Genomic DNA, 22,599 nt, shown 5'->3' on the forward strand with positions numbered 1-22,599 from the left:
AAGCTTTGCCCCAGTTATTTGAAGACCTGGAGGATTTCGGATCCTTCGACGATGCCGTGTCCGGTGACGTCCGGGACCCCTACCCGGAGCTCGCCAGGCTTCGGCGTGAGGAACCGATCCAGCGGATCGACGTGTCTGCGATGCCAGGGGAGGAGGGCAAGCCCGTCTTCATCGTGTATCGCTACGAGGACGCGCAACAGATGTTGCGAGACAATCTGACCTTCTCGTCGTCCGGGGTCATCGCAGCGTTCGGTCCGGTGCTCGGTGAGCGGGTCATGCTGGGCATGGACGAACCGGTGCACGGCCGCCTGCGTTCGTTGGTGTCGAAGGCATTTTCGCAAAAAGCTTTGATGCGTTGGCAAGACGAACTGGTGGGTCGCGTCGGCAAGGAGCTCATCGACAAGTTCGCATCCGACGGCAAGGCCGACCTGGTCAAGCAATTCACCTTCGACTATCCGAGCCGGATCATCGCAGGCTTGCTCGGATTGCCCGAAGAGGATTATCCGCAGTTCCAGCGGTGGTCCATCTCACTGCTGAGTTGGATCATGAACCCGGAGCGCGGGTTGGCGGCATCGGCTGCGCTCTGCGAGTACTTCGCGCCGATCCTGCAGGCCCGCCGCGTCGAGCCGAAGGAAGACATGATCAGCCTCCTCGCCGAGGCCGAGATCGACGGAGAGAAGCTGACCGACGAGGAGATCTTCTCGTTCCTGCGGCTGCTGTTGCCGGCCGGCGTGGAGACCACGTACCGGTCATTGGGGAACCTGCTGTTCGCGTTGCTCACGGACACAACGCAACTGGAAGCCATCCGGGCCGACCGGTCGCTGCTGCCACAGGCCATCGAGGAAGCGGTGCGCTGGAACCCGCCGCTGCTGACCATCACCCGCACTGCCACCTGCGATACCCAACTCGCGGGTGTCCCGATCCCCGAGGGATCGTCGGTCATGCCGATGCTCGGTTCGGCGAACCGGCAGGAGGACCGGTGGGAGAACCCGGACGAGTTCGACATCTTCCGTACGCCCAAGGGGAACCTCGGGTGGGGTTACGGGGTACACGTATGCCTGGGCATGCACCTGGCGCGGCTCGAAATGCGCACCGCCGTCAACCTTCTGCTGGACCGGTTACCCAACCTGCGGACGGACCCGGACGGCGACGATCCGCACATTCGTGGCCAGATATTCCGTTCGCCGACCTCCGTGCCGGTCCTGTTCGACGCGTCAGGAGCCTGAGATGACCGATTTCGAGGCGGTGGACTTCTTCACCGACGAGTCCCTGGTGCCCGACCCCTATCCATATTTTGATCACCTGCGGTCCAAATGCCCGGTGACCCAGGCGACGCCGTTCAACGTCCTGACCGTCACCGGTTACGACGAGGCGCTGGCCGTGTACAAGGATCCGGCGTTCTCGTCGTGCGTGTCGGTGGCCGGCCCGTTCTCCGGACTGCCGTTCGGGCCGGGGGACAGTGACGACGTCACCGAGCTGATCGAGGAGCACCGGCTCGCGGTCCCGATGAGCGAACACATCACCTCGCAGGATCCCCCGCTGCATACGCGCACCCGCGGCCTGATGAACAAGCTGATCACCCCCAAGCGCCTCAAAGAAAACGAAGACTTCATGTGGCGGCTGGCCGACCTGCAGCTCGACACGTTCATCGACAAGGGCGGCTGCGAATTTCTCGCCGACTACGCGAAGCCGTTCTCCCTGCTGGTCATTGCCGATCTGCTGGGTGTCCCCGCCGAAGATCACGAGGAGTTCAAGGCGGTGTTCGCCCTGGAGACCGTCGGTGAGCTCGGCAAGGAGGCGCCGACCACGCACAACCCGCTGCAGTGGCTCAACGACAAGTTCTACGCCTATATCGAGGATCGCAGGCGCGCGCCACGTGACGATGTGCTGACCGGGCTGGCGCTGGCCAAGTACGAGGACGGTTCGACACCCGAGATCGACGATGTGATGAACCTGTCCACCTTCCTGTTTGCCGCAGGCACCGAGACCACGACAAAACTTGTGAGCTCGGCCGTCCGCTTCATCGGGGACAACCCCGGATTCGAGAAGCTGCTGCGCGAGGACCGCAGCAAGATACCGGCCTTCCTCGAGGAGACCCTGCGGTTGGAAAGCCCGGTCAAATCACACTTCCGGATGGCCGGCAAGACGACCCGCATCGGTGATGTCGAGGTACCGGCCGGAACGACCGTCATGGTACTTCCGGGCGCGTGCAACCGTGATGAGCGGAAGTTCGCTGACCCCAACATATTTCAGACTGACCGAGCCAACGTGCGGGAGCAGATCGCCTTCATCCGCGGTGTCCACTCCTGCCCAGGTGCCCCACTGGCCAGAGCCGAGGGCCGCATCTCGCTCAATCGGATCTTGGACCGGATGTCCGACATCACGATTTCCACCGAGCACCACGGCCCGGCCGACAACCGCAACTACGCCTACGAACCCACGTTCATCATGCGCGGGCTCAGCACTCTCCACATCACCTTCACACCCCTCGACTGACACTGCGAGCAGAGAAAAGGAGCACCCAATGGCCGGAAAGCTCGATGGCAAGGTCGCCTTCATCACCGGAGCCGCGCGAGGCCAGGGCCGCGCGCATGCGGTGGCGATGGCCAAGGAGGGCGCCGACATCATCGCGGTCGACATCTGCCGTGACATCCCCTCCAACCCCTACCCGTTGGCCACCCCCGAAGACCTGGCCGAGACCGAGCGCAAGATCAAAGAACTCGGGCGGCGCGTCGTGGCGCGGGTCGCCGATGTCCGCGAGCGGCACGAGTTGCGTGACGCAGTCGAAGCCGGGATCGCCGACCTCGGAAAGATCGACATCGTCGTGGCCAATGCGGGCATCCTGCCGATGGCGATGGGCAATCCCGATCCGATGGGCTTTGTCGACGCCTCCGATGTCGACCTGCTCGGTGTGATGAACACCGTCGCGGTAGCGATCCCACACCTGCCCGACGGCGCATCGATCATCGTCACCGGGTCCACCGCGGGCATGATCCGTGGCACCACCACCAGTCCCGACATGGGGCCGGGTGGCGCCGGGTACGGCTGGAGCAAGCGCATCGTGATGGAGTACGTCGACGAAATGTGTCTTCACCTGGCGCCGAGGATGATCCGGGTCAACGCCATCCACCCGACCAACTGCAACACCCACCTGCTGCAGAACGAGGGCATGTACGGGGTGTTCCGCCCCGATCTCAAGGCCGCGGGCAAGACCGCCACCCGCGAAGACGCCGAACCGCTGTTCAACCTGTTCCAGGCCATGCCGATTCCGTACATCGAACCGGAGGACATGGCCAATCTCGGGGTATTCCTGGCCGGCGAGGAAAGCCGCTACATCACCGGACAGCACATCCGCGTCGACGCCGGTTCACTGCTCAAATGGCCCAACGGACCGCAATAGACCCTGAAACGTCGTATCCCGAGGAGGTGGCAGTGGGCGCAATCATCATGTTGGGCACCCTGTTTGGCCTGATTGTCCTGATCGTCGGCCTGGTGCTGCATTTCGATCCGGAGGCGCGTCGCACACCGCCCGGGCCGCAGCCCGGATCGGGGCCGGAGGTGGGCCGGTGAGCGTGCAGTTCCTGATCAACGCCGGAGTGGCATTCGCCTACATCAGCGGCCTGGGGTTTCTGGCCGTCGGCGTCTACCTGAGCGTGCGCCGCGGGCGGCTGCACCCCTTGCTGCTGTTGTGCATCTCGGCGCTCTCGTTCTCCTGGATCGAGGCCCCGTACGACTGGGCGGTGTATGCGCAGTTCCCGCCGGAACTCCCGCGGATGCCTTCCTGGTGGCCGCTCAACATGACCTGGGGCGGTGGGTTGCCCTCGGCGGTTCCGGTCGGCTACATGGGGTATTTCGTCCTGCCGGCGATCATCGGTGCGGCACTGGGCCGTTGGGCATGCCGGAAGTGGAACTGGCGTCGACCACAGACCCTCCTCGGGGTGGGCTTCGCCGTGGGGTTCCTGTGGGCGTTGTTCTTCAACGCGATCATCGGTGCGCGGCTCGGCCTGTTCTACTACGGCTATGTGATCGAGGGCCTGGGGCTGTGGGAAGGGACCAAACACCAGTATCCGATCTACGACGCCATCGCGATGGGCCTGCAGATGATGGTGTTCACCTATCTGTTGGGGCGCACTGATTCCGAGGGCCGCAACGTGATCGAGATATGGGCCGACAAGATCTCGACGACCCGGCTGCAGTCGGGTGTGCTGTCGGTGTTCGCCGTGATCGTGGTCGGACACGTGGTCTACGCCTCGGTTTTCGCGCCGCACCTGGTCACCAAGCTCGGCGGGTGGGTGACCGCGGGGCCCACCGAGCAGTACTACCCCGGGGTGCCGAATCAGCCCAGGTAACACCCTGTAGTGAATCGCCACGCACACAGCATGATTGGAAGGCAGGACCAGGGTGACGGTCGACCCGGCGGTGGAGTTGTATTACGACCCCTTCGATTTCACGATTGATGACGATCCGTATCCGATCTGGCGACGCATGCGTCGAGAAGCTCCGCTGTACTACAACGACAGGTACAACTTCTACGCGCTGAGCCGCTACGACGACGTGGTCAAGGCCCTGCCCGATTGGGAGACGTACCGGTCGGGTCGGGGCACGACCGCGGACATCCTGTTCAGCGGTATCGAGGTGCCGCCGGGCATCCTGCTGTTCGAGGACCCACCGCTGCATGACCTGCACCGGCGTCTGCTGTCGCGCGTCTTCACGCCCCGGCGCATGCTGGCCGTCGAAGGTCTGGTGCGTGGATTCTGTTCTCGCGCACTGGATCCACTGATGAACAGCGACGGGTTCGATTTCGTCGCCGATCTTGGCGCGTTCATGCCGATGCGAACCATCGGGTACTTGCTCGGGATTCCCGAGGAGGGGCAGGAGAAGATCCGTGACCGCACCGACAGGAACATCTCGGTCGGGAATGAGGCCGGGGACGTCAGTGCCACGGTTTTCGCCGAGTCTCTCGCAGAGTTCGCCGAGTACATCGAGTGGCGGGCAAGTCATCCTTCCGATGACTTGATGACCGAACTGCTCAACGCAGAGGTGGAGGAGCCGGACGGTTCGCGGCGCCACCTGGACCGCACCGAAGTTCTCGCCTACACGGCCATGATCGCCGGCGCGGGCGGAGAAACCACGGCCCGGCTCATCGGTTTCATGGGGCAGTTGCTCGGTGAGCACCCCGACCAACGCCGTGAACTCGCCGCCGATCCGTCGTTGATCCCCTCGGCAGTGGAGGAGACACTGCGCTTCGAACCGCCGTCACCCGTGCAGGCGCGTTACGTGGCGCGCGATGTCGAACTGTACGGGCAGACCGTGGCCGAGGGGTCCTACCTGCTGCTGCTCAACGGCTCGGCCAACCGGGACGACACCCGGTACACCGATCCGGACCGCTATGACATCCACCGCAAGGACAGCCATCTCAGCTTCGGTCAGGGCCTGCATTTCTGTCTCGGCTCGGCGTTGGCGCGGCTTGAGGCGCGGGTGGCCTTCGAAGAGGTCTTGAAGCGGTGGACCGACTGGGAGGTCGATCACGAACACACGACCATGGCCCACACCTCAAGCGTGCGTGGTTGGGCGCGGATGCCGGTCAAGACCCGCTGACCCGGCATCCGCAGGTGAGCAATCAGTAGTTGTTGCAGCTGCTCGCGATCGAGTTGATCGGCCCGAAGTACTGCGCGGCCGCCGGGCTGCCCTGCAGCTGGACCACCGTCTGCTGGCGCTGGGCAGGCCCCGAGGCCAGGAAGTTCCGCAGTGCACCTTGCGCGAACGGGGAAGCGTTGAACTGCTGGGCCAAGTCGGGACGCTGCGCATTGAGCGCCGCCATCACCTGCTCGTAGCTACATGTCGTGTTGACCACGCCGCTGAAATCGGGTTGGGCGGATGCCACCCCCGTCACCAGCGGAACGGACAGAGCCAGCCCGCCGAGCGTGGCCGCGATGTACTTGAAAGACTTGATCACCTGCTGGAACCCCCATGTTGTCGCCCAAGATGACGACGCCTTGTACGTGTGCCGGACCCGACCTCGTTCGAGGTTAACAGGCGGCAGACGTACAAGGCGTCCTCGCAAAACCGGTACCGGTCCACATCAGTCGATGATGGCGATGTCCTTGCGCTCGGTGATCGGCCGGGCCAGCTCCTGCTCATTGCAGATGCGCTGCAGCTTCTCCAGGGTCTCATCCAGGCCGGGGCCCAGCTTCTTGCCCGGGGTGAAGCGCGCCGGCAGATTTCGCATGCCCTGAATGACGCCGATGGTGTCGTAGTGCACGGTGCCCTCGGGATCGCACACGTAGTCCGGCATCCGATCCAGCACCGCGGTGAGCATCGACTTGAATACCGTGCGGGCCACATTCGAACCCACGCAGCGATGTACGCCGATGCCGAAGCTGAAGTGCCGGTTGCCCTTTCGCTCCATGACGAGGTCGTTGGGCTGGTCGAACACCGACGGGTCGCGGTTGGCCATCGCCCAGGACAGCCACAAACGCTCGTACTGCTTGAACTCCTGACCTTCGACCTCGACGTCCTCGGAGAACGTCCGGCCGTCACCGGGCGCCGGGGTGAAGAAGCGCAGGAACTCCTCGGTGGCCGGGTCGAGGAGTGTTGCGCGCTCATCGCTCAGCCGGGTGCGCTCGCCGGGGTGCTGCCCGAGCCAGTCCAAGGCGTGGGCGGTGAGCGCGGTGGTGGTGTCGAATCCGCCGCCGATGACCAGGCCCAGGTTGCCCAGGATCTCCATGTCCGGTGCCGGTTCACCGTTGATGCGCAACTGCACCATCGCGTTGACCAGACCGGGCCGCGGATTCTCCCGGATCTCCATCATGTTGTTGATGATGTCGATGCCCATTTCGCGGTGCTGGGCGTTGATCTTCTCGCGATCAGGGGAGTGCTCGGGGGTGTAGACCGAGGCGTGGGTGGGCTCGCTGTAGACATTCCACTTGTTGAGCTCAATGCCCATCATGGCGAGGGTGAACACCGCGGGCACCACATTGGCCAGATGCTCGACGAAGTCGATCTCGCCGGACTCGATGTGCTCATCGAGTGCGGCGCGGGTGATCTCGTCCACGAACGGCACCCACCGCTTGATCGCGGCCGGCGACAGGTACGGGTTCAGTGCGCCGCGGTAGGCACTGTGCTCGGGTTCGTCCATCTCCAGGATGCCGCCGCGCACCACCGTCGCACGGCTGGCCTTGGGGATGGTGATGCCCTGGTAGGGAGTCTCCCCACTGATGTCGTGATGGTTCGAGACGACGGGGCAGCGGGCCAACTCGAAGACGTGCTTGCTGTCGGCGGCCACCCAGTGCCCGTTGTAGGTGTCGGTCCACGCCATCGGGCAGCCGGACTGCATCTCCTCGGTGATCTTCTCGAACTGCAACCGATATTCCGGCGTGTGCCGGTCGAAGTGGTAGTTGTTCTTCTTACGGTCGTCGTCGGTCGTGACATCCACAGTGCTTGACTCTCTTCGCGCAAGCGGCTCATCGATACTCACGGCGTTGTCTCCCTTTGGTATTCGGGTCGGCGTCAATCTTCGATGACGATGGCTTGCTCGGGGCAGGAGTGCGCGGCCTCGCGGACCGCGTCCTCCTGATCCGCTGGTACCACCTCGGAAACCGGCGACGAGTGACCGTCGACGTCGTCGAGGACGAACGAGTCGGGCGCGATCATCGCACACAGGGTGTGGCCCTGGCAGCGACTGGCATCGACCGAAACCTTCACTACGCCAACTCCTTTCGAATCAATGGGTGCGGCATTACACGTGGTAGTCGTACCACTTGAGATAACCGCCGGCGTCGACGCGCAGCTGCATGCCGGTGACGTAGCGGGACTCTTCCGAGGCCAGCCACAGCACCGCGTTGCTGATGTCCTCGGGTTCGATGAAGTTGACCTTCATGGCCTGCTGCACACCGAACACCGGCTCGGCATCGGCACGGGTGGGGTTCTCCAGATCCGGCCGGAACGAGCGGTACATCGGCTCGCTCTGCAGCATGTTGGTGTTGCAGTTGGTCGGGTGGATCACGTTGGCCCGGATGCCGCGCACCGCCAGTTCGGTGGCCAGCGCGTGGACGTATTCGGAGATCAGGCGCTTGGAGATCATGTAGCCCATGCCGCCCGGATCGGCGCCCGGGTTGGGCTTGTTGTGGGCGTCCATCAGGGCCGCGGCCGATGCGGTGGCGATGATGGACGCGCCCTCCTTGAGGTGCGGCAGCGCGACCTGGATGGCGTTGATGGTGCCCACGAAGTTGGTGTTGATGCCGTCGGTCCAGGCCTGCATCGCGGGCTCGCCCTTCATCGCGGCGACGCCGGCCTGCGCCACGACGATGTCGACCTTGCCGAATTCCGCAAGTCCCGCGTCCAGCGCGGCACGCAGCTCGGCTTCGATGCGGACGTCGGCCTGGGCGGTGACGATGCGCCGTCCGGTCTTCTCGACGTAATTCTTGGTCTCTTCGAGGTCTTCCGCCGTGGCCATCGCATAGCCGACAGTGTCGTAGTTCTTACAGATGTCGACCGCGATGATGTCGGCGCCCTCTTCGGCCAGCCGAATCGCGTGGCTGCGGCCCTGACCGCGGGCCGCGCCGGTGATGAATGCGACTTTCCCGGCAACCCTGCCCTCTACGCTGTTTCCCACAATTGTCCTTTCGCTTCAATGTTTTTCGGGTGATCCTGCGCGTTAGGTGTTACGGCCGCCGTTGACCCCGAGGATCTGGCCGGTGATGTAGCCCGCCTCCTCGGAGGCGAAGAAGGCGCAGGCGGCGGCGATGTCCTCGGGCTTGCCCATCCGGCGAACCGGCGTCTGCGCGATCTGCTTGTCGGTGTCGCCGAGGAGTCCCTTGCCTTCGGCCTTGCGAAGCATGGGGGTGTCGATGAAGCCCGGCGGTACCGCGTTGACCGTGATGCCGTTGGGTCCGAGTTCCAGTGCCAGGCTCTTGGTCAAACCGTTCACCGCGGATTTCGCCGCGACATAGGGCGACATGAAGGGCTGGCCCGAATGAGTGCTCGACGACGAGATGTTGACGATCCGGCCCCAGCCGGCTTCGAGCATGTCGGGCAATACCGCCTGTACGCAATGGAACACGCCGTTGAGATTGACATCGATGATCTGCTGCCACTTCTCGAACGACACATCGCTGAACCGCTTGAAGCAGTCCAGGCCGGCCGCGTTGACCAGCACCGAGATCGGGCCGAGTTGGGCGCGAACCGCATTGACCGCGGAGTCGACCGCGGCCCGATCGGTCACATCGGCGACATGGGCGAACTCATCATCCGAGGGCTGCAGGTCGAGTGTCGCGACATTGAGGCCGTCGGCGCGCAACCGGGTGGCGATGGCCGCCCCGATACCCGAACCTCCTCCGGTGACAACGGCATTTTTCACGACAGTCCTCCGGTCGCCGGACGACGCCGGACTTTCTCAAGGGTCAAGAATCATCCTTCCGATTATGAGAACCGTACTCTCGGACGGGTGTGCACCGCAAGATCTGAGCGTAACCTGCGTGCCGCCCGCGCCACTGGTCGATCTGCAGCGAATAGGGCATGACTAGCTGATCTAGCTTTCACTTGAGTTCTCATCGAGCGAATGTATGATTCGCCGGTGATGAGAATGCAGTTTCCATCACAGTAGTGAATCGCCTGAGGAGGATGATGCAGCAGGAAGCGCCGACCATCGCGGCAGAACAGCGGGCTGACCGGAAGTTGTTGATCGGCGGAGAGCTGCGCGAGACGCCGCGGACGTTTCCTTCCGTCAACCCCGCTACCGGTGAGGTGTTCGGCTATGCGCCGGACGCGACGGTCGCCGATGCCCAGGCTGCGGTCGCCGCGGCCAGGCGGGCGTTCGACGACACCGACTGGTCCACGAACACGGAATTGCGGATCCATTGTCTGGAGCAGCTGCACCAGGCATTGATCGAGCATCGCGACGAACTGGCCGCACTGACCACCACCGAGGTCGGGGCCACCGCTGCGCTGTGCGCCGGTGCGCAGCTGGACGGGCCGATCGACATCGTCCGGTACTACGCCGAGCTGCTCAAGACCCACCCGCTGACCGAGGACCTCGGAAACATCGAGAGCCGTGGCATGCAGCATCACCGGTGGGTGGAGAAGGAAGCCGGCGGCGTGGTGGCCGCGATCATCGCCTACAACTATCCCAACCAGTTGGCACTGGCCAAGCTGGCGCCGGCCCTGGCCGCCGGCTGCACCGTGGTGCTCAAGGGCGCACCGGACACTCCGCTGATCACGCTCGCCCTCGGTGAGCTGATCGCCAACCACACGGACATCCCCGCCGGCGTCGTCAACGTCCTGTCGGGCGCGGATCCCGAGGTGGGCGCGGTACTCACCACCAGCCCCGACGTCGACATGGTCACCTTCACCGGTTCCACGCCCACCGGCCGGCGCATCATGGCCGCGGCCAGTGAGACCTTGAAGAAGGTGTTCCTGGAACTGGGTGGCAAGTCCGCCGCGATCGTCCTCGACGACGCCGACTTCAACACTGCCGCGGTGTTCTCGGCCTTCAGCATGGTCACCCACGCCGGTCAGGGCTGCGCGCTGACCTCGCGACTGCTGGTCCCGGCCAAGCACAAGGACGAGATCGTCGAGCTGATCAAGACGAACTTCAGTCACGTGCGCTTCGGCGACCCGACCGATCCCAAGACCTACATGGGTCCGCTGATCAGTGAGAAGCAGCGCGACAAGGTGGACGGCATGGTGAAGCGCGCGGTCGAGGCCGGCGCCACGCTGGTCACCGGCGGCGAGAAGGTCGACCCCGGCTACTTCTACAGCCCGACGCTGCTGGCGGATGTAGACCCGGACAGCGAGATCGCCCAGGAAGAGGTCTTCGGGCCGGTGCTGGCCGTGATCGCCTACGAGGACGACGACGACGCGGTCCGCATCGCCAACAACTCGATCTACGGACTGTCCGGTGCGGTGTTCGGCAGCGAGGACCGCGCCCTGGCCGTGGCCCGGCGGATCCGCACCGGAACGTTCTCGATCAACGGCGGCAACTACTTCAGTCCCGACAGCCCGTTCGGCGGATACAAGCAGTCCGGTATCGGCCGCGAGATGGGCACTGCCGGACTCGAGGAGTTCATGGAAGCCAAGACGTTTGCGCGGGTGCTGTCATGACCGGCGGTCCGTTGCAAGGAATCCGCGTCCTCGAGGTCGCGATGTACGGCTTCGTCCCGTCGGCCGGTGCGGTGCTGGGGGAGTGGGGTGCCGACGTCATCAAGGTCGAGCACGCCGTGACCGGCGACCCGCAGCGTGGTCTGCGTCAGACCGGTCCGCTGCGTGTCGAGGGTGATCCGAACCCGAACATCGAACACGCCAACCGCGGCAAGCGCAGTATCGGGCTGGACATGTCGGTGCCGGAAGGCAGAGAGATCCTGCTGGAGCTGGCGAAGAAGGCCGATGTCTTCCTCACCAGCTTCCTGCCCGGACACCGACAGAAGTTCGGCATCGACATCGACGACATCCGTGCGGTGAACCCGAACATCATCTACGCCCGGGGCAGCGCGCTGGGGCCCCGCGGCGAGGAGTCGGTCAAGGGCGGTTACGACATGACCGCCTTCTGGTGCCGCGCCGGCACCGCCGCGACGATCACGCCGGCCGGGATGGACGGCATGATCGCCCCGCCCGGGCCGGCCTACGGGGACACCATCTCGGGGACCAACCTGGCCGGCGGCATCGCCGCGGCACTGTTCAAGCGGGAGCGCACCGGCGAGCCGTCGGTGGTCGACGTATCTCTCCTGGGCAGCGGCCTGTGGTCGATGGGCCACACCGTGGCGTTGACCCAGCACCTGAACCAGGTGATGGTGACACCGCCGCCTGGTGTGCACGGATCGCCGATCAACCCGCTCGTCGGGTTGTACGCGACCGCCGACGACCGCTACATCTCGTTCGTGATGATGCAGCCGACGAAGTTCTGGGCCGACGTCTGCCGGCACATGGACCTGGAGAGCCACATCGACGATCCGAGGTTCGCCACGGCCGAATCCTTCGCGGAGAACACGCCCGACGCGGTCGAGATCCTCACCGAGGCGATGAAGAAACGAACTTTGCCAGAGTGGAGCGAGCGATTCGCCACACTGGCCGGTCCATGGGCCCCGGTGCAGGACACCCTCCAGGCGGGACAGGACGCCCAGATCCGGGCCAACGAGTACCTGGTGCAGGCCGGCGAGCTCGAGTTGGTGGCCAACCCAGTGCAATTCGACGTCACGGCGCCGAGTACCGGGCCGGCGCCTGGCTTCGCCGAACAAACCGACGACATCCTGGGTGAACTCGGTCTGGACTGGGATCGCATCATCGAACTCAAGACCGTCGGCGCGGTCACGTAGGCCGCCCGCATCATGCCCTTCATCGCACCCGACGGAGCCCGGCTGTCGTGGGCCGCTGCCACTGCAGCCCACGACACGAACGGCCATGCGGTGCACCCGTTCGTCGAGGACCGGCCCAAATATCAACTACCCGAGCAAGTTCTGCGTTATTTGCCTCCGCGACAGATACCGAGTCGGATAGCATCAGGCGCGCGAGGGGCGGTCGCGAGGACAAGTCTGTCCAGCTTCGACGGTGAGTCCGGTGGAGCGCAGAAGATCAGCGAGAAACAGGAGGTGCGTGAGATGCCCGAACGCACCTTTACCTCGCCGGCCGTTGTCGAGCTGCCTGGCACGGGTGCCGCAATGCACGCGAAAGTTAGCGGGGCTCAGTTGAATTCGGTCGAGAGTCGAATCGACAGGTGCCCAACCGGCCGGTTGGCACGTGCAGAGTCCGGGGTTGCGGCATGACCCCGGTGGGCCGGCAGGCCGGACCACATGCAGTAGACCTGTTCGAGCACCGGCGCGGTGAAGCACTTAACATCGGCGCACCGACTGCGGTGTCGGCAGCCACTTTCCTGGAAGGACCACTGGCCAATGGCGGATAAGTGGACGACCGGCATATCGCTACGGGGCCTGTCCGGCCCCATGCAGGCCGTCGGGGCGCTGTTCTCGATGGCGTTGGATGCAGTGCGGTTCGTGTTCGTGCGGCCGTTTCAGTGGCGCGAGTTCCTCGAACAGTGCTGGTTCGTGGCGCGGGTGTCGATGGCGCCGACGCTGTTGGTGGCGATCCCGTTCACCGTGCTGGTGAGCTTCACCCTCAACATCCTCCTTCGCGAGTTGGGCGCGGCCGACCTGTCCGGCGCGGGCGCTGCCTTCGGCGCGGTGACTCAGCTCGGTCCGATGGTCACGGTGCTGATCGTGGCCGGCGCCGGGGCGACGGCGATGTGCGCGGATCTGGGATCCCGCACGATCCGCGAGGAGATCGACGCCATGGAGGTGCTGGGCATCAATCCGATCCAGCGTCTGGTCACCCCCAGAATGCTCGCGTCAGGGCTGGTCGCCTTATTGCTCAACAGCCTGGTTGTGATCATCGGCATCCTGGGTGGCTACGTGTTCTCGGTGTTCATCCAAGATGTGAACCCGGGTGCGTTCGCGGCGGGTATCACGCTGTTGACCGGTGTGCCGGAGGTGATCATCTCGTGCGTCAAGGCCGCGCTGTTCGGTTTCATCGCCGGACTGGTCGCCTGCTACCGCGGATTGACGATCAGCGGCGGTGGCGCCAAGGCGGTGGGTAACGCTGTGAACGAGACAGTCGTGTACGCCTTCATGGCGTTGTTCGTCATCAACGTGGTCGTCACGGCCATCGGCATCCGAATGACGTCGGGATAGGTAGCGAACATATGGGAACCATGACCATCCTGCGGTCGACCTATCCACGGGTGACCAGGCAGTTCAACAAGCCGGTGTCGACGTTGAGCCGGGTCGGCGATCACACGCTGTTCTATCTCAAGGCGCTGGCAGGCACTCCGCACGCGGCCATGCACTACCGCAAGGAACTGATCCGGCTGATCGCCGAGATCTCGATGGGCGCAGGCACATTGGCCATGATCGGCGGCACCGTCGTGATCGTGGGCTTCCTGACGCTGGCCACCGGCGGTGTGCTGGCCATCCAGGGTTATTCCTCGCTCGGCAACATCGGCATCGAGGCGCTGACCGGATTCCTGGCCGCTTTCATCAACGTCCGGATCGCCGCGCCCGTGGTGGCGGGTATCGGCCTGGCCGCCACTTTCGGCGCCGGCGTCACCGCCCAGCTCGGGGCCATGCGGATCAACGAGGAAATCGACGCGCTGGAAGCCATGGCGATCCGGCCGGTCGAATACCTGGTGTCCACCCGCATCGTGGCCGGGATGATCGCCATCACCCCGCTCTACGCGATCGCAGTGATCCTGTCGTTCCTGGCCTCCCAGTTCACCACCGTGGTGCTGCTCGGGCAGTCGGGCGGCCTGTACGACCACTACTTCACGACGTTCCTCAATCCGATCGACCTGCTGTGGTCGTTCCTGCAGGCCGTCTTGATGGCCATCACCATCCTGCTGATCCACACCTACTTCGGCTATTTCGCCTCCGGCGGACCATCCGGGGTCGGGGTGGCAGTCGGCAACGCTGTACGTACGTCGCTCATCGTCGTGGTCTCGGTGACCCTGTTGGTGTCACTATCCGTCTACGGCTCCAACGGCAACTTCAACCTGTCGGGTTAGGGAGAAGACTTGACGCAGAATATTGGACCGGGTCCAGCCCACCGGTCCGAAACGACAAGTACCGCAGCGCCGGTGGCAGCACGCCCCGGCCGCAGCTTCGGTGCGCGCAGCTCGGCGCGGCCACTGGCCGGCCTGGCGACCGTGGTCGCGATAGGCCTGATCTTCGGCTTGGCCGTCGCATTGTTCCGCGGCAGCTTCACCAAGACCGAGCCGGTCACGCTGATCTCGGACCGTGCGGGCCTGGTGATGAACCCGGACGCCAAGGTCAAGATGCGTGGCGTGCAGGTCGGCACCGTCAGCTCGATCGAGCACCGCGCCGACGGCAAGGCCGTGCTGCACCTGGCGATGAACCCCGCACAGCTGCACCTGATCCCCGGCAACGTTCAGGCCGACATCGCCTCGACCACAGTGTTCGGCGCCAAGTACGTCCAGCTCGTCGCGCCGGACAACCCGTCGTCTGACAAGCTCCGCCCGGGCCAGACCCTGCAGGGTGATCACGTCACGGTCGAGATGAACACGGTCTTCCAGCAATTGACCAATGTCCTGAACAAGGTCGACCCGGTAAAGCTGAACGAGACCCTCGGCGCGCTGTCGTCCGCCTTCTCCGGGCGCGGCGAGGCGATGGGGCAGTCCCTGTCCGACTTCGAGGCCGTGTTGGAGAAACTCGAGCCCAGCCTGCCCAATCTGACCGGCGATATCGAAGCCATGGCCGCGGTGTCGAAGGCCTATGGTGACGCGGCACCTGATCTGCTCAAGACGTTCGACAACACCACCCGCCTCAGCGACAGCATTGTCGACGAGCAGCAGAACCTCGACACGTTCCTGATCAGCTCGATCGGCCTGGCCGACGCCGGTAACGAGGTCATCGGCGGCAACCGTGAGGCACTGAGCAAAACGCTGAACGTGTTGGTACCCACCACCGATCTACTCAACGAGTACGCGCCCGGAATCGAATGCGGCCTCAAGGGCATGAATTACATGGCCCACACGCCGCCGCAGCCGGAACCCGGTGTCGTGGTCAACGTGGCATTCACGCTGGGCATCGAGCGCTACCGTTACCCGCAGAACCTGCCGAAGGTGGCAGCCAAGGGCGGTCCGCACTGCATGGGCCTGCCGTACATCGGATTCGGCAACAAGGCCAAGTACCTCGTCACGGATACCAACGCCAACCCGTGGAAGTACGGAAACCAGGGCATCCTGTTGAACTCCGATGGCCTGAAGCAGACGCTGTTCGGCCCGCTGGACGGCCCGCCGCGTAACACCATGCAGATCGGACAACCGGGATGACCCGCGGCAGAAGCACATTCATCAAGTTCGCGTCCTTCGCGGTCGTGATGTCCGTCCTCACGGCCTTCCTGTTCATGACGTTCTCGGAGTACCGCGGCGGTTCCTACTCGGGCTACTCGGCGGTCTTCGGTGATGCTTCACGGCTGGAGGCCGGCGACTCGGTTCGGGTTGCCGGGGTCCGGGTCGGCACGGTGAAAGATGTTTCGCTGCAACCGGACAAGTCGGTTCGGGTCGACTTCGACACCGACCGCAATGTCGCGTTGACCACCAGCACCAACGTCGCGGTTCGGTACCTGAACCTGGTCGGGGACCGCTACCTGGAACTGATCGACAGCCCCGGATCGACGAAACTGCTGCCTGCCGGATCGCAGATCCCCAAGGACCGCACCGCCAGTGCACTCGACCTCGATCTGTTGCTCGGTGGACTGCGCCCGGTGATCCAGGGTCTCAACCCCCAGGACGTCAACGCGTTGACGTCCTCGCTGATTCAGATCTTCCAAGGACAGGGCGAGACCCTGGATTCGCTGCTGAGCAAGACCTCGTCGTTCTCGAATACGTTGGCCAACAACGACCAGGTGATCCAGCAGTTGATCGACAACCTGAATTCGGTGGTCGGAACCCTGGCCAAGGACGGTAAGAAGTTCGACGGAACCGTCGACCGGCTCGAGCAGTTGATCAGCGGCCTGTCGCAGGATCGTGACCCGCTGGGCACGGCGGTGACCCAACTCGACAACGGAACCGCTTCGCTCGCAAGTCTGCTCACCGAGGCGCGTCCACCGCTCAAGGGCACGGTCGATCAGATGAATCGGCTGGCTCCGTTGCTCGATGACCACCAGATCGTCCTGGACCGGGGCCTGCAGAAGGCTCCCGACAACTTCCGCAAACTGGCTCGGCTCGGTTCCTACGGCAGCTGGATCATGTACTACATCTGCGGACTTGCTATCCGTGTCACCGATCTGCAGGGGCGCACTGCGCACTTCCCGATGATCAAACAAGAAGGCGGGAGGTGCGCGGAGCCCTGATGCTTAAGTACCGTGAATCAAATCTGATCAAGGCGGGTTTCATCGGCGTCGTGCTGATGATGCTCATCATCGCCGTCGGGCTACAGCCCGAGCGGCTGCAACAATGGGCATCCTCGGTGCGTCACCAGGCCCTGTTCAGCGAGGCCGGCGGAATCACCGTCGGCAATGACGTCACGCTGTCGGGGATCAAGATCGGTGCGGTCACCGACGTGTCGTTGGAGAACGGTGACGCGTTGATCACCTTCACCACGGAGGGCAAGTACCCACTGGGGTCGCTGACCACCGCGCACATCCGCACCGGTTCACTGTTGGGTGAGCGGGTGCTGACGTTGGAGTCAGACGGCAGTGGTTCACTACGCACCACCGACGTGATCCCGACCTCGCGCACGTCGTCGCCGTACTCGCTGACCGACGCGGTCAGCGACTTGACGACGAACTCGGCAGGCACCGATACGGCGTCGCTGAACCAGTCCCTGGACACGCTTTCGGCGACCATCGACCAGGTCGCGCCCAAGCTGGGACCGACATTCGACGGTCTGAGCCGGCTGTCGAAATCGATCAACGGCCGCAACGAAAGTCTGGCCAGCCTGCTGAAGAGCGCCAGCGACGTGACGGTGGTGCTGTCTCAGCGCAGCGATCAGCTGAACACGTTGATCCTCAACGCCAATGATCTGCTCGGTGTGCTCAATGACCGGCGCCAGGCCATCGTCGATCTGCTCGCGAACACCGCGGCTGTCTCGCAGCAACTCAGTGGGCTCGTCGCCGACAACGAGGCGCAACTGGCGCCGACGCTCAAGCGGCTCAACTCGGTGACCGCGATGCTGGAACGCAACCGCGACAACATCAGCAAGGCGTTGCCGAACTTGAACAAGTTCCAGTTGTCCCAGGCTGAGACATTGGCGAACGGGGCGTACTACAACGCCTACGTTCCCAACCTGCAGCCGGCTCAGCTGCTGCAGCCGTTCTTCGACTACGCGTTCGGGTTCCGGCGCGGGACGAATGCCGGTCAGCCGGCCGACAATGCCGGCCCGCGTGCCGAATTGCCCTTGCCCTACAACGGAATTCCCGGAGGTTCACGCTGATGAACCGCAGTCGTCTCGGTAAGTGGCTTGCGGTGGCGTTGGTGGCGCTGCTGGTGGTCGGCGCGGCCGTGCTGTTGCGTCAGACCTTCTTCGGCCAGAAGACCATCTCGGCACTGTTCACTTCGGCCACCGGTGTGTACCCGGGTGACGATGTCCGGGTCTCCGGCGTCAAGGTCGGGACGATCGAGTCGATCAAGCCGGAGGGCACGCAGACCCGGGTGACCCTCAAGGTCGACCATGACGTGCCGATCCCCGCGGATGCCAAAGCGGTGATCGTGGCGCAGAACCTGGTCGCCGCACGCTATGTGCAGCTCGCGCCCGCGTACCGGTCGAGTGGCCCCACGCTGGCCGACGACGCGGTGATCGCCCTGGACCACACCGCCGTTCCGGTCGAGTGGGATCAGGTCAAGGAACAGCTGATGCGGCTGTCCACCGACCTCGGACCGCAGAGTGGCGTCGACGGGACGTCGGTGTCGCGGTTTATCAACAGCACGGCCGACGCGATGGCCGGCAACGGTGACAAACTGCGCCAGACCATTTCGCAGTTGTCCGGCGTGGCCCGGGTCCTGGCCGAGGGCAGCGGCAACATCGTCGACATCATCAAGAACCTGCAGGCCTTCATGACCGCGTTGCGAGACAGCAACCAACAGGTGGTGCAGTTCCAGAACCGGTTGGCCACGCTGACCAGCGTGGTCGACGGCGGCCGGTCCGACCTCGACGCGGCGCTGACGAACTTGTCGGTGGCGGTTGTCGAGGTACAGCGGTTCGTTGCGGGTAGTCGGGATCAGACCTCTGAGCAGGTGCAGCGGCTGGCGAATGTCACCCAGATCCTGGTCGACAACAAGATGCACATCGAGCAACTGCTTCACGTCGCACCCAACGCGTTCATGAACGGTTACAACATCTACAACCCGGACTCCGGCAGCGCCGTCGGCCAGTTCGTGATGAACAACTTCTCCAACCCGGTCGAGTTCATCTGCGGCGCCATCGGTGCCGTCGAGAACACCACCGCACCGGAGACGGCGAAACTCTGCTCGCAGTATCTCGGGCCGGCGTTGCGGCTGCTCAACTTCAACTACCTACCGTTCCCGATCGACCCCTACCTGATGCCATCGGCCAGTCCTGAGCAGATCGTGTACTCCGAGCCGAGTCTGATGCCCGGCGGCACTGGTGGGTCGCCGACTCCTCCCGAGAGTCCGCCGGCGATCTCGGCCTACAACCCTGGTCCCGAGCCGCCTCCGCCGTTCACCGGCCGGGAGCCCGGGGTGCCGCCGCCAGGGGCCCAGCAGCTGCTGCCGGGTGGAGAGTTCTACCCGCCCAACATGCCGAACACGGTGTCGGACATGCTCAATCCGACTGGTGGGCAACCGGGACCGCCGCCTGGACCCGCACCCGGTCCACTGGCCGCCGAAGCCCCGGCGGCACCAGCACCCGCACCAGCAGAAGGGACGCCACCAGCATGATCAGGGGAAAGCCGGTACGACTGGCGATCGCCGTCGGATCCTGCGTTGCGCTGACCACCAGCGGGTGCGCCTTCCAGGGCGTCAACTCGCTGCCCCTGCCCGGGGCGGTGGGCCGGGGTGCGGACTCCAGCGTCTACCACGTCGAGATCGCGAATGTGGCGACGCTGGAACCGAATTCACCGGTGATGATGAACGACGTCGTTGTCGGCAGTGTGCGCAGCCTGTCGGTGAAGGACTGGCACGCCGACGTCGAGTTCTCGGTGAAGCCGGGTATCGTGGTGCCGGCCAACGTGGTGGCCAGCATCGGGCAGACCAGCCTTCTGGGCTCGATGCATCTGGCGATCAACCCGCCGGCTGGCCAGGCTCCGGACGGGAAACTCGCGCCGGGAGCGACGATTGCGCTGAACAACTCGTCGACATATCCGACGACGGAGCAGACGTTGTCCTCGCTGGCCGCCGTGGTGAACGGCGGCGGTCTGGGGCAAATGGGTGATGTCATCCACAACTTCAGTGCCGCGATCAATGGTCGGGAAACTGATTTCCGTGACCTGCTCACCCGGCTGGACACGTTCGTGGGCGCTCTGGATGCGCAGCGCGACAACATCGTTGCCTCCATCGAGGGCCTGAACCACCTGGCCTCGACCTTCGCCGGACAACGCGATGTCATCACCCGTGCGCTGGAGAAGATTCCGCCGGCACTCGACGTGTTGATCAAGGAGCGGCCGAGATTCACCACCGCGCTGCAGAAGCTGGGTACCTTCAGTGCCACCGCCAACCAGTTCGTCAACGAGTCGCAGGCCGATCTGGTCAGGAATCTGAAGAACCTGGAGCCGGCGTTGAAGGCCTTGGCGAATGTCGGGCCGGACTTGGCTTCGGTACTCGAATACGCGCCGCATTTCCCGTTCACCCAGAGCTTCATGGATCGGGTGATCCGCGGCGATTACTACAACCTGTTCGCTTACTTCGACATGACTGTCCCGCATCTCAAGCGCAGCCTGATGATGGGAACCCGTTGGGAGCAGGGAGACGCGCAAAACGTTCCGGTGCCTGGGGATCCGAGCTATCTGAACTACACCTACGACCCGCTCAAGACCGGTGTCGCCCCGCCGCCGCCGGATGCGTTTCCGGAGGCGCCGGACGCGCCGCCCCCGCCGGACCTCCCGGCGCCGACCTATTCCGGCCCGGTGCTCCCGGTGGTGCCACCGGCACCGATGACCATGCCTGGTGGCATGCCGCAGCCGGTGGCCCCGTCCGGCGGGTCGACATCGGTGTTCGCGGGACCCTATGCGCAGCAAGGCGGTTCGGCTCCCGCTGAACAGCCGGCGCCACCGACACCACCTACTCCATCGACAACAGAAGGTGGTGGGTAATGCTCACCCGCTTTATCCGGATTCAGCTGATTCTGTTCACCGTCGCCTCGGTCGTCGGTGTGGCGGTGATGTTGTTCGCCTATATGCAGCTGCCGACACTGCTCGGCATCGGTCGTATCACCGTGAAGATGGAACTGCCGGCGACCGGAGGCCTGTACCAGTTCGGCAATGTCACCTATCGCGGGTCCCAGATCGGCAAGGTCACTTCGGTGGAGCTGACCGAGAAGGGCGCCGAGGCGACGCTGTCCCTGGATCGCTCCCCGAAGGTGCCCGCCGACCTGGCGGCTGAGGTCCGGAGCATGTCGGCGGTAGGTGAGCAGTACGTCGAGTTGTTACCGCACACCAACTCTGGTCCCTACCTGGAAAACGGTTCCGTGATCGCAATGTCGGACACCAAGATCCCGCAGCAGGTCGGTCCGATGCTGGATCAGCTCAGCGCGCTGATGGACACCATCCCGAAGGACAAGCTCAGCCAGCTGCTGGACGAGTCCTACAATGCCTTCAACGGCACCGGCTACGACTTCGGTTCGCTGCTGGACTCGGCATCGACGATTACCAGGGACTCCAACGCCGTGTCCGATCAGACGCGGGCGTTGATCGATGACTCGAAGCCCTTCCTCGATGCACAGGCCCAGACCACCGATTCGATCCGAACCTGGGCGGCGAGCCTGGCCGGTATTACCGGGCAGGTCGCCGACAACGATCCCGAGGTGCGATCGCTGCTGCGTAACGGCCCGGGCTTCGCCCAGGAGACCACCAAGCTGCTCGAGCAGATCAAGCCGACCCTGCCGATCCTGCTGGCGAATCTGACCACATTCGGCCAGATCGCCGTCACCTACAACCCGTCGATCGAGCAACTGCTGGTGTTGCTGCCGCCGTACGTCGCTCAGCTGCAGACCTACGCGCACACCAATAACACGAGCGGTCTGCCGATGGCCGACTTCTCGCTGGGCCTGGGTGATCCGCCGACCTGCACAGTGGGATTCCTGCCGCCGTCGGCCTGGCGCTCCCCGGCAGACACCACCGTGATCGACACCCCGGACGACATCTACTGCAAGTTGCCGCAGGATTCGCCGATCGGGGTGCGCGGTGCGCGCAATTACCCGTGTATGGAACATCCGGGTAAGCGGGCTCCCACGGTCGAATTGTGCAACGACCCCAAGGGGTTCCAGCCGATCGCGCAGCGTCAGCATGCACTCGGCCCGTACCCACTCGACCCCAGCCTGATCGCCCAGGGCGTGCCCCCGGACACCCGGGTCCTGCCGGACGAGAAGATCTTCGGGCCGCTCGGTGGAACGCCGCTGCCGCCGGGGGCGACGGCTCCGCCGCCGGGTGCAGCGCCCGAACCGCAGCCGGCGCCGAACTTCGCCGGCACGGGTCCAGGCTCGCTGCTGCCGGGACAGCCGATGTACCTGGAGCCGCCGGTGCCCGGCGTGCCGCCCCCACCTCCAGGTGATCCCAATGCTGTGCCCGTGCCCGATGCGGATCAACCGCAGGCAACCGAGCTTCCGGCCGTCCCACATGGGCAGGGGGTGTTCCCGGATGCGCCTGAGTTTCCCCTGCCCGCACAGCCCGGCGTGGCGCCGAGCGCGTTCAACGGCGGCGGCCATGGGCCGTCGGTGGCGATCGCCAAGTACAACCCGCGCACCGGGGAGTACATGGGCAGCGACGGCAATCTCTACAAGCAGACGGATCTGGTGTCCACACCCAAGTCGTGGCAGGACCTGATGCCGACGTAGCGGATCGTGCGAAAAGAACTGGCCCCGGGCAATAGCCCGGGGCCAGTTCTTTTGTCTGTCTTCAGCTTTGGTGCTGGCGTGATGCTGTCAG

At 64.4% G+C, this 22,599-nt stretch carries 21 protein-coding genes; 16 read left to right on the plus strand and 5 right to left on the minus strand.

Translation table 11 applies throughout. From position 1 onward, the window contains the following. Positions 1-5 precede the first annotated feature (5 nt). The 6 genes from JOF57_RS04825 to JOF57_RS04850 are packed head-to-tail and all read left to right on the plus strand — an operon-like array spanning position 6 to position 5,598. Positions 6-1,226 (plus strand): cytochrome P450, encoded by a 1,221-nt coding sequence (locus JOF57_RS04825; RefSeq protein WP_209914190.1) that lies wholly within the window; start codon positions 6-8, stop codon positions 1,224-1,226. A gap of 1 nt (position 1,227) precedes the next feature. Then, on the plus strand, positions 1,228-2,496 hold the full coding sequence (locus JOF57_RS04830; protein WP_209914193.1) for a cytochrome P450: 1,269 nt from the start codon (positions 1,228-1,230) through the stop codon (positions 2,494-2,496). 28 nt (positions 2,497-2,524) lie between these two features. Further along, positions 2,525-3,400: a mycofactocin-coupled SDR family oxidoreductase gene (locus JOF57_RS04835; protein WP_209914196.1), complete on the plus strand. Its 876-nt coding sequence runs from the start codon at positions 2,525-2,527 to the stop codon at positions 3,398-3,400. 32 nt (positions 3,401-3,432) lie between these two features. After that, positions 3,433-3,570 carry a hypothetical protein gene (locus tag JOF57_RS04840; RefSeq protein ID WP_234938089.1) on the plus strand — a complete coding sequence of 46 codons (138 nt, stop codon included), beginning with the start codon at positions 3,433-3,435 and terminating at the stop codon, positions 3,568-3,570. Next, positions 3,567-4,349 carry a spirocyclase AveC family protein gene (locus tag JOF57_RS04845; protein ID WP_209914201.1) on the plus strand — a complete coding sequence of 261 codons (783 nt, stop codon included), beginning with the start codon at positions 3,567-3,569 and terminating at the stop codon, positions 4,347-4,349. Before JOF57_RS04840 ends, JOF57_RS04845 begins: the two co-directional genes overlap by 4 nt. Before the next feature lie 52 nt (positions 4,350-4,401). Further along, a complete protein-coding gene (locus tag JOF57_RS04850) occupies positions 4,402-5,598 on the plus strand; it encodes a cytochrome P450 (RefSeq protein ID WP_209914204.1) in 1,197 nt (398 codons plus the stop codon). A 22-nt stretch (positions 5,599-5,620) separates the two neighbouring features. Here JOF57_RS04850 and JOF57_RS04855 read toward each other — a convergent pair whose 3' ends face one another. The 5 genes from JOF57_RS04855 to JOF57_RS04875 form a co-directional block, all read right to left on the minus strand. Continuing rightward, on the minus strand, positions 5,621-5,956 hold the full coding sequence (locus JOF57_RS04855; protein WP_209914208.1) for a hemophore-related protein: 336 nt from the start codon (positions 5,954-5,956) through the stop codon (positions 5,621-5,623). Positions 5,957-6,082: 126 nt separating this feature from the next. Then, positions 6,083-7,435 carry a cytochrome P450 gene (locus JOF57_RS04860; RefSeq protein WP_209914210.1) on the minus strand — a complete coding sequence of 451 codons (1,353 nt, stop codon included), beginning with the start codon at positions 7,433-7,435 and terminating at the stop codon, positions 6,083-6,085. 74 nt (positions 7,436-7,509) lie between these two features. After that, positions 7,510-7,704: a ferredoxin gene (locus JOF57_RS04865; protein ID WP_163669178.1), complete on the minus strand. Its 195-nt coding sequence runs from the start codon at positions 7,702-7,704 to the stop codon at positions 7,510-7,512. Between the two features lie 34 nt (positions 7,705-7,738). Next, positions 7,739-8,614, minus strand: coding sequence for a mycofactocin-coupled SDR family oxidoreductase (locus JOF57_RS04870; protein WP_209914212.1), 876 nt, complete (start codon positions 8,612-8,614; stop codon positions 7,739-7,741). A gap of 42 nt (positions 8,615-8,656) precedes the next feature. Further along, positions 8,657-9,358, minus strand: a complete 702-nt coding sequence (locus JOF57_RS04875; RefSeq protein WP_209914215.1) for an SDR family NAD(P)-dependent oxidoreductase — start codon at positions 9,356-9,358, stop codon at positions 8,657-8,659. A gap of 263 nt (positions 9,359-9,621) precedes the next feature. Here JOF57_RS04875 and JOF57_RS04880 point away from each other — a divergent pair, with 263 nt between their 5' ends. The 10 genes from JOF57_RS04880 (at position 9,622) to JOF57_RS04925 (ending at position 22,508) form a co-directional block, all read left to right on the plus strand. Next, positions 9,622-11,100 (plus strand): aldehyde dehydrogenase family protein, encoded by a 1,479-nt coding sequence (locus JOF57_RS04880; protein ID WP_209914218.1) that lies wholly within the window; start codon positions 9,622-9,624, stop codon positions 11,098-11,100. Further along, entirely contained in the window at positions 11,097-12,308 is a 1,212-nt protein-coding gene (locus tag JOF57_RS04885) for a CaiB/BaiF CoA transferase family protein (RefSeq protein WP_209914221.1), read from the plus strand. Before JOF57_RS04880 ends, JOF57_RS04885 begins: the two co-directional genes overlap by 4 nt. A gap of 573 nt (positions 12,309-12,881) precedes the next feature. Then, on the plus strand, positions 12,882-13,676 hold the full coding sequence (locus JOF57_RS04890; protein ID WP_209914224.1) for an MlaE family ABC transporter permease: 795 nt from the start codon (positions 12,882-12,884) through the stop codon (positions 13,674-13,676). A gap of 11 nt (positions 13,677-13,687) precedes the next feature. Continuing rightward, the gene (locus tag JOF57_RS04895; protein ID WP_209914226.1) at positions 13,688-14,545 is read left to right on the plus strand and encodes an MlaE family ABC transporter permease; all 858 of its coding nucleotides are present in this window, start codon (positions 13,688-13,690) and stop codon (positions 14,543-14,545) included. 9 nt (positions 14,546-14,554) lie between these two features. Beyond that, a complete protein-coding gene (locus JOF57_RS04900; RefSeq protein WP_209914229.1) occupies positions 14,555-15,832 on the plus strand; it encodes an MCE family protein in 1,278 nt (425 codons plus the stop codon). Further along, on the plus strand, positions 15,829-16,854 hold the full coding sequence (locus tag JOF57_RS04905) for an MCE family protein (protein WP_209914232.1): 1,026 nt from the start codon (positions 15,829-15,831) through the stop codon (positions 16,852-16,854). The genes JOF57_RS04900 and JOF57_RS04905 overlap by 4 nt, the downstream gene beginning before the upstream one ends. After that, on the plus strand, positions 16,854-17,936 hold the full coding sequence (locus JOF57_RS04910) for an MCE family protein (protein WP_209914235.1): 1,083 nt from the start codon (positions 16,854-16,856) through the stop codon (positions 17,934-17,936). Before JOF57_RS04905 ends, JOF57_RS04910 begins: the two co-directional genes overlap by 1 nt. After that, complete coding sequence (locus JOF57_RS04915; RefSeq protein WP_209914237.1) at positions 17,936-19,399, plus strand: MCE family protein; 1,464 nt, start codon at positions 17,936-17,938, stop codon at positions 19,397-19,399. Before JOF57_RS04910 ends, JOF57_RS04915 begins: the two co-directional genes overlap by 1 nt. Beyond that, complete coding sequence (locus JOF57_RS04920; RefSeq protein WP_209914240.1) at positions 19,396-20,769, plus strand: MCE family protein; 1,374 nt, start codon at positions 19,396-19,398, stop codon at positions 20,767-20,769. Before JOF57_RS04915 ends, JOF57_RS04920 begins: the two co-directional genes overlap by 4 nt. After that, a complete protein-coding gene (locus tag JOF57_RS04925; RefSeq protein WP_209914243.1) occupies positions 20,769-22,508 on the plus strand; it encodes an MCE family protein in 1,740 nt (579 codons plus the stop codon). The genes JOF57_RS04920 and JOF57_RS04925 overlap by 1 nt, the downstream gene beginning before the upstream one ends. Positions 22,509-22,599 lie beyond the last annotated feature (91 nt).

The organism is Mycolicibacterium lutetiense (genome assembly GCF_017876775.1).
In the GTDB taxonomy this organism is placed as follows: domain Bacteria; phylum Actinomycetota; class Actinomycetes; order Mycobacteriales; family Mycobacteriaceae; genus Mycobacterium; species Mycobacterium lutetiense.

What these genes read in the sequence shown, in the direction of transcription:
- JOF57_RS04885 (WP_209914221.1), top strand. Translation starts at nt 11,097, where the DNA reads ATGACCGGCGGTCCGTTGCAAGGAATCCGCGTCCTCGAGGTCGCGATG.
- JOF57_RS04920 (WP_209914240.1), top strand. Translation starts at nt 19,396, where the DNA reads ATGATCAGGGGAAAGCCGGTACGACTGGCGATCGCCGTCGGATCCTGC.
- JOF57_RS04915 (WP_209914237.1), top strand. Translation starts at nt 17,936, where the DNA reads ATGAACCGCAGTCGTCTCGGTAAGTGGCTTGCGGTGGCGTTGGTGGCG.
- JOF57_RS04905 (WP_209914232.1), top strand. Translation starts at nt 15,829, where the DNA reads ATGACCCGCGGCAGAAGCACATTCATCAAGTTCGCGTCCTTCGCGGTC.
- JOF57_RS04890 (WP_209914224.1), top strand. Translation starts at nt 12,882, where the DNA reads ATGGCGGATAAGTGGACGACCGGCATATCGCTACGGGGCCTGTCCGGC.
- JOF57_RS04895 (WP_209914226.1), top strand. Translation starts at nt 13,688, where the DNA reads ATGGGAACCATGACCATCCTGCGGTCGACCTATCCACGGGTGACCAGG.
- JOF57_RS04925 (WP_209914243.1), top strand. Translation starts at nt 20,769, where the DNA reads ATGCTCACCCGCTTTATCCGGATTCAGCTGATTCTGTTCACCGTCGCC.
- JOF57_RS04880 (WP_209914218.1), top strand. Translation starts at nt 9,622, where the DNA reads ATGATGCAGCAGGAAGCGCCGACCATCGCGGCAGAACAGCGGGCTGAC.
- JOF57_RS04835 (WP_209914196.1), top strand. Translation starts at nt 2,525, where the DNA reads ATGGCCGGAAAGCTCGATGGCAAGGTCGCCTTCATCACCGGAGCCGCG.
- JOF57_RS04910 (WP_209914235.1), top strand. Translation starts at nt 16,854, where the DNA reads ATGCTTAAGTACCGTGAATCAAATCTGATCAAGGCGGGTTTCATCGGC.
- JOF57_RS04830 (WP_209914193.1), top strand. Translation starts at nt 1,228, where the DNA reads ATGACCGATTTCGAGGCGGTGGACTTCTTCACCGACGAGTCCCTGGTG.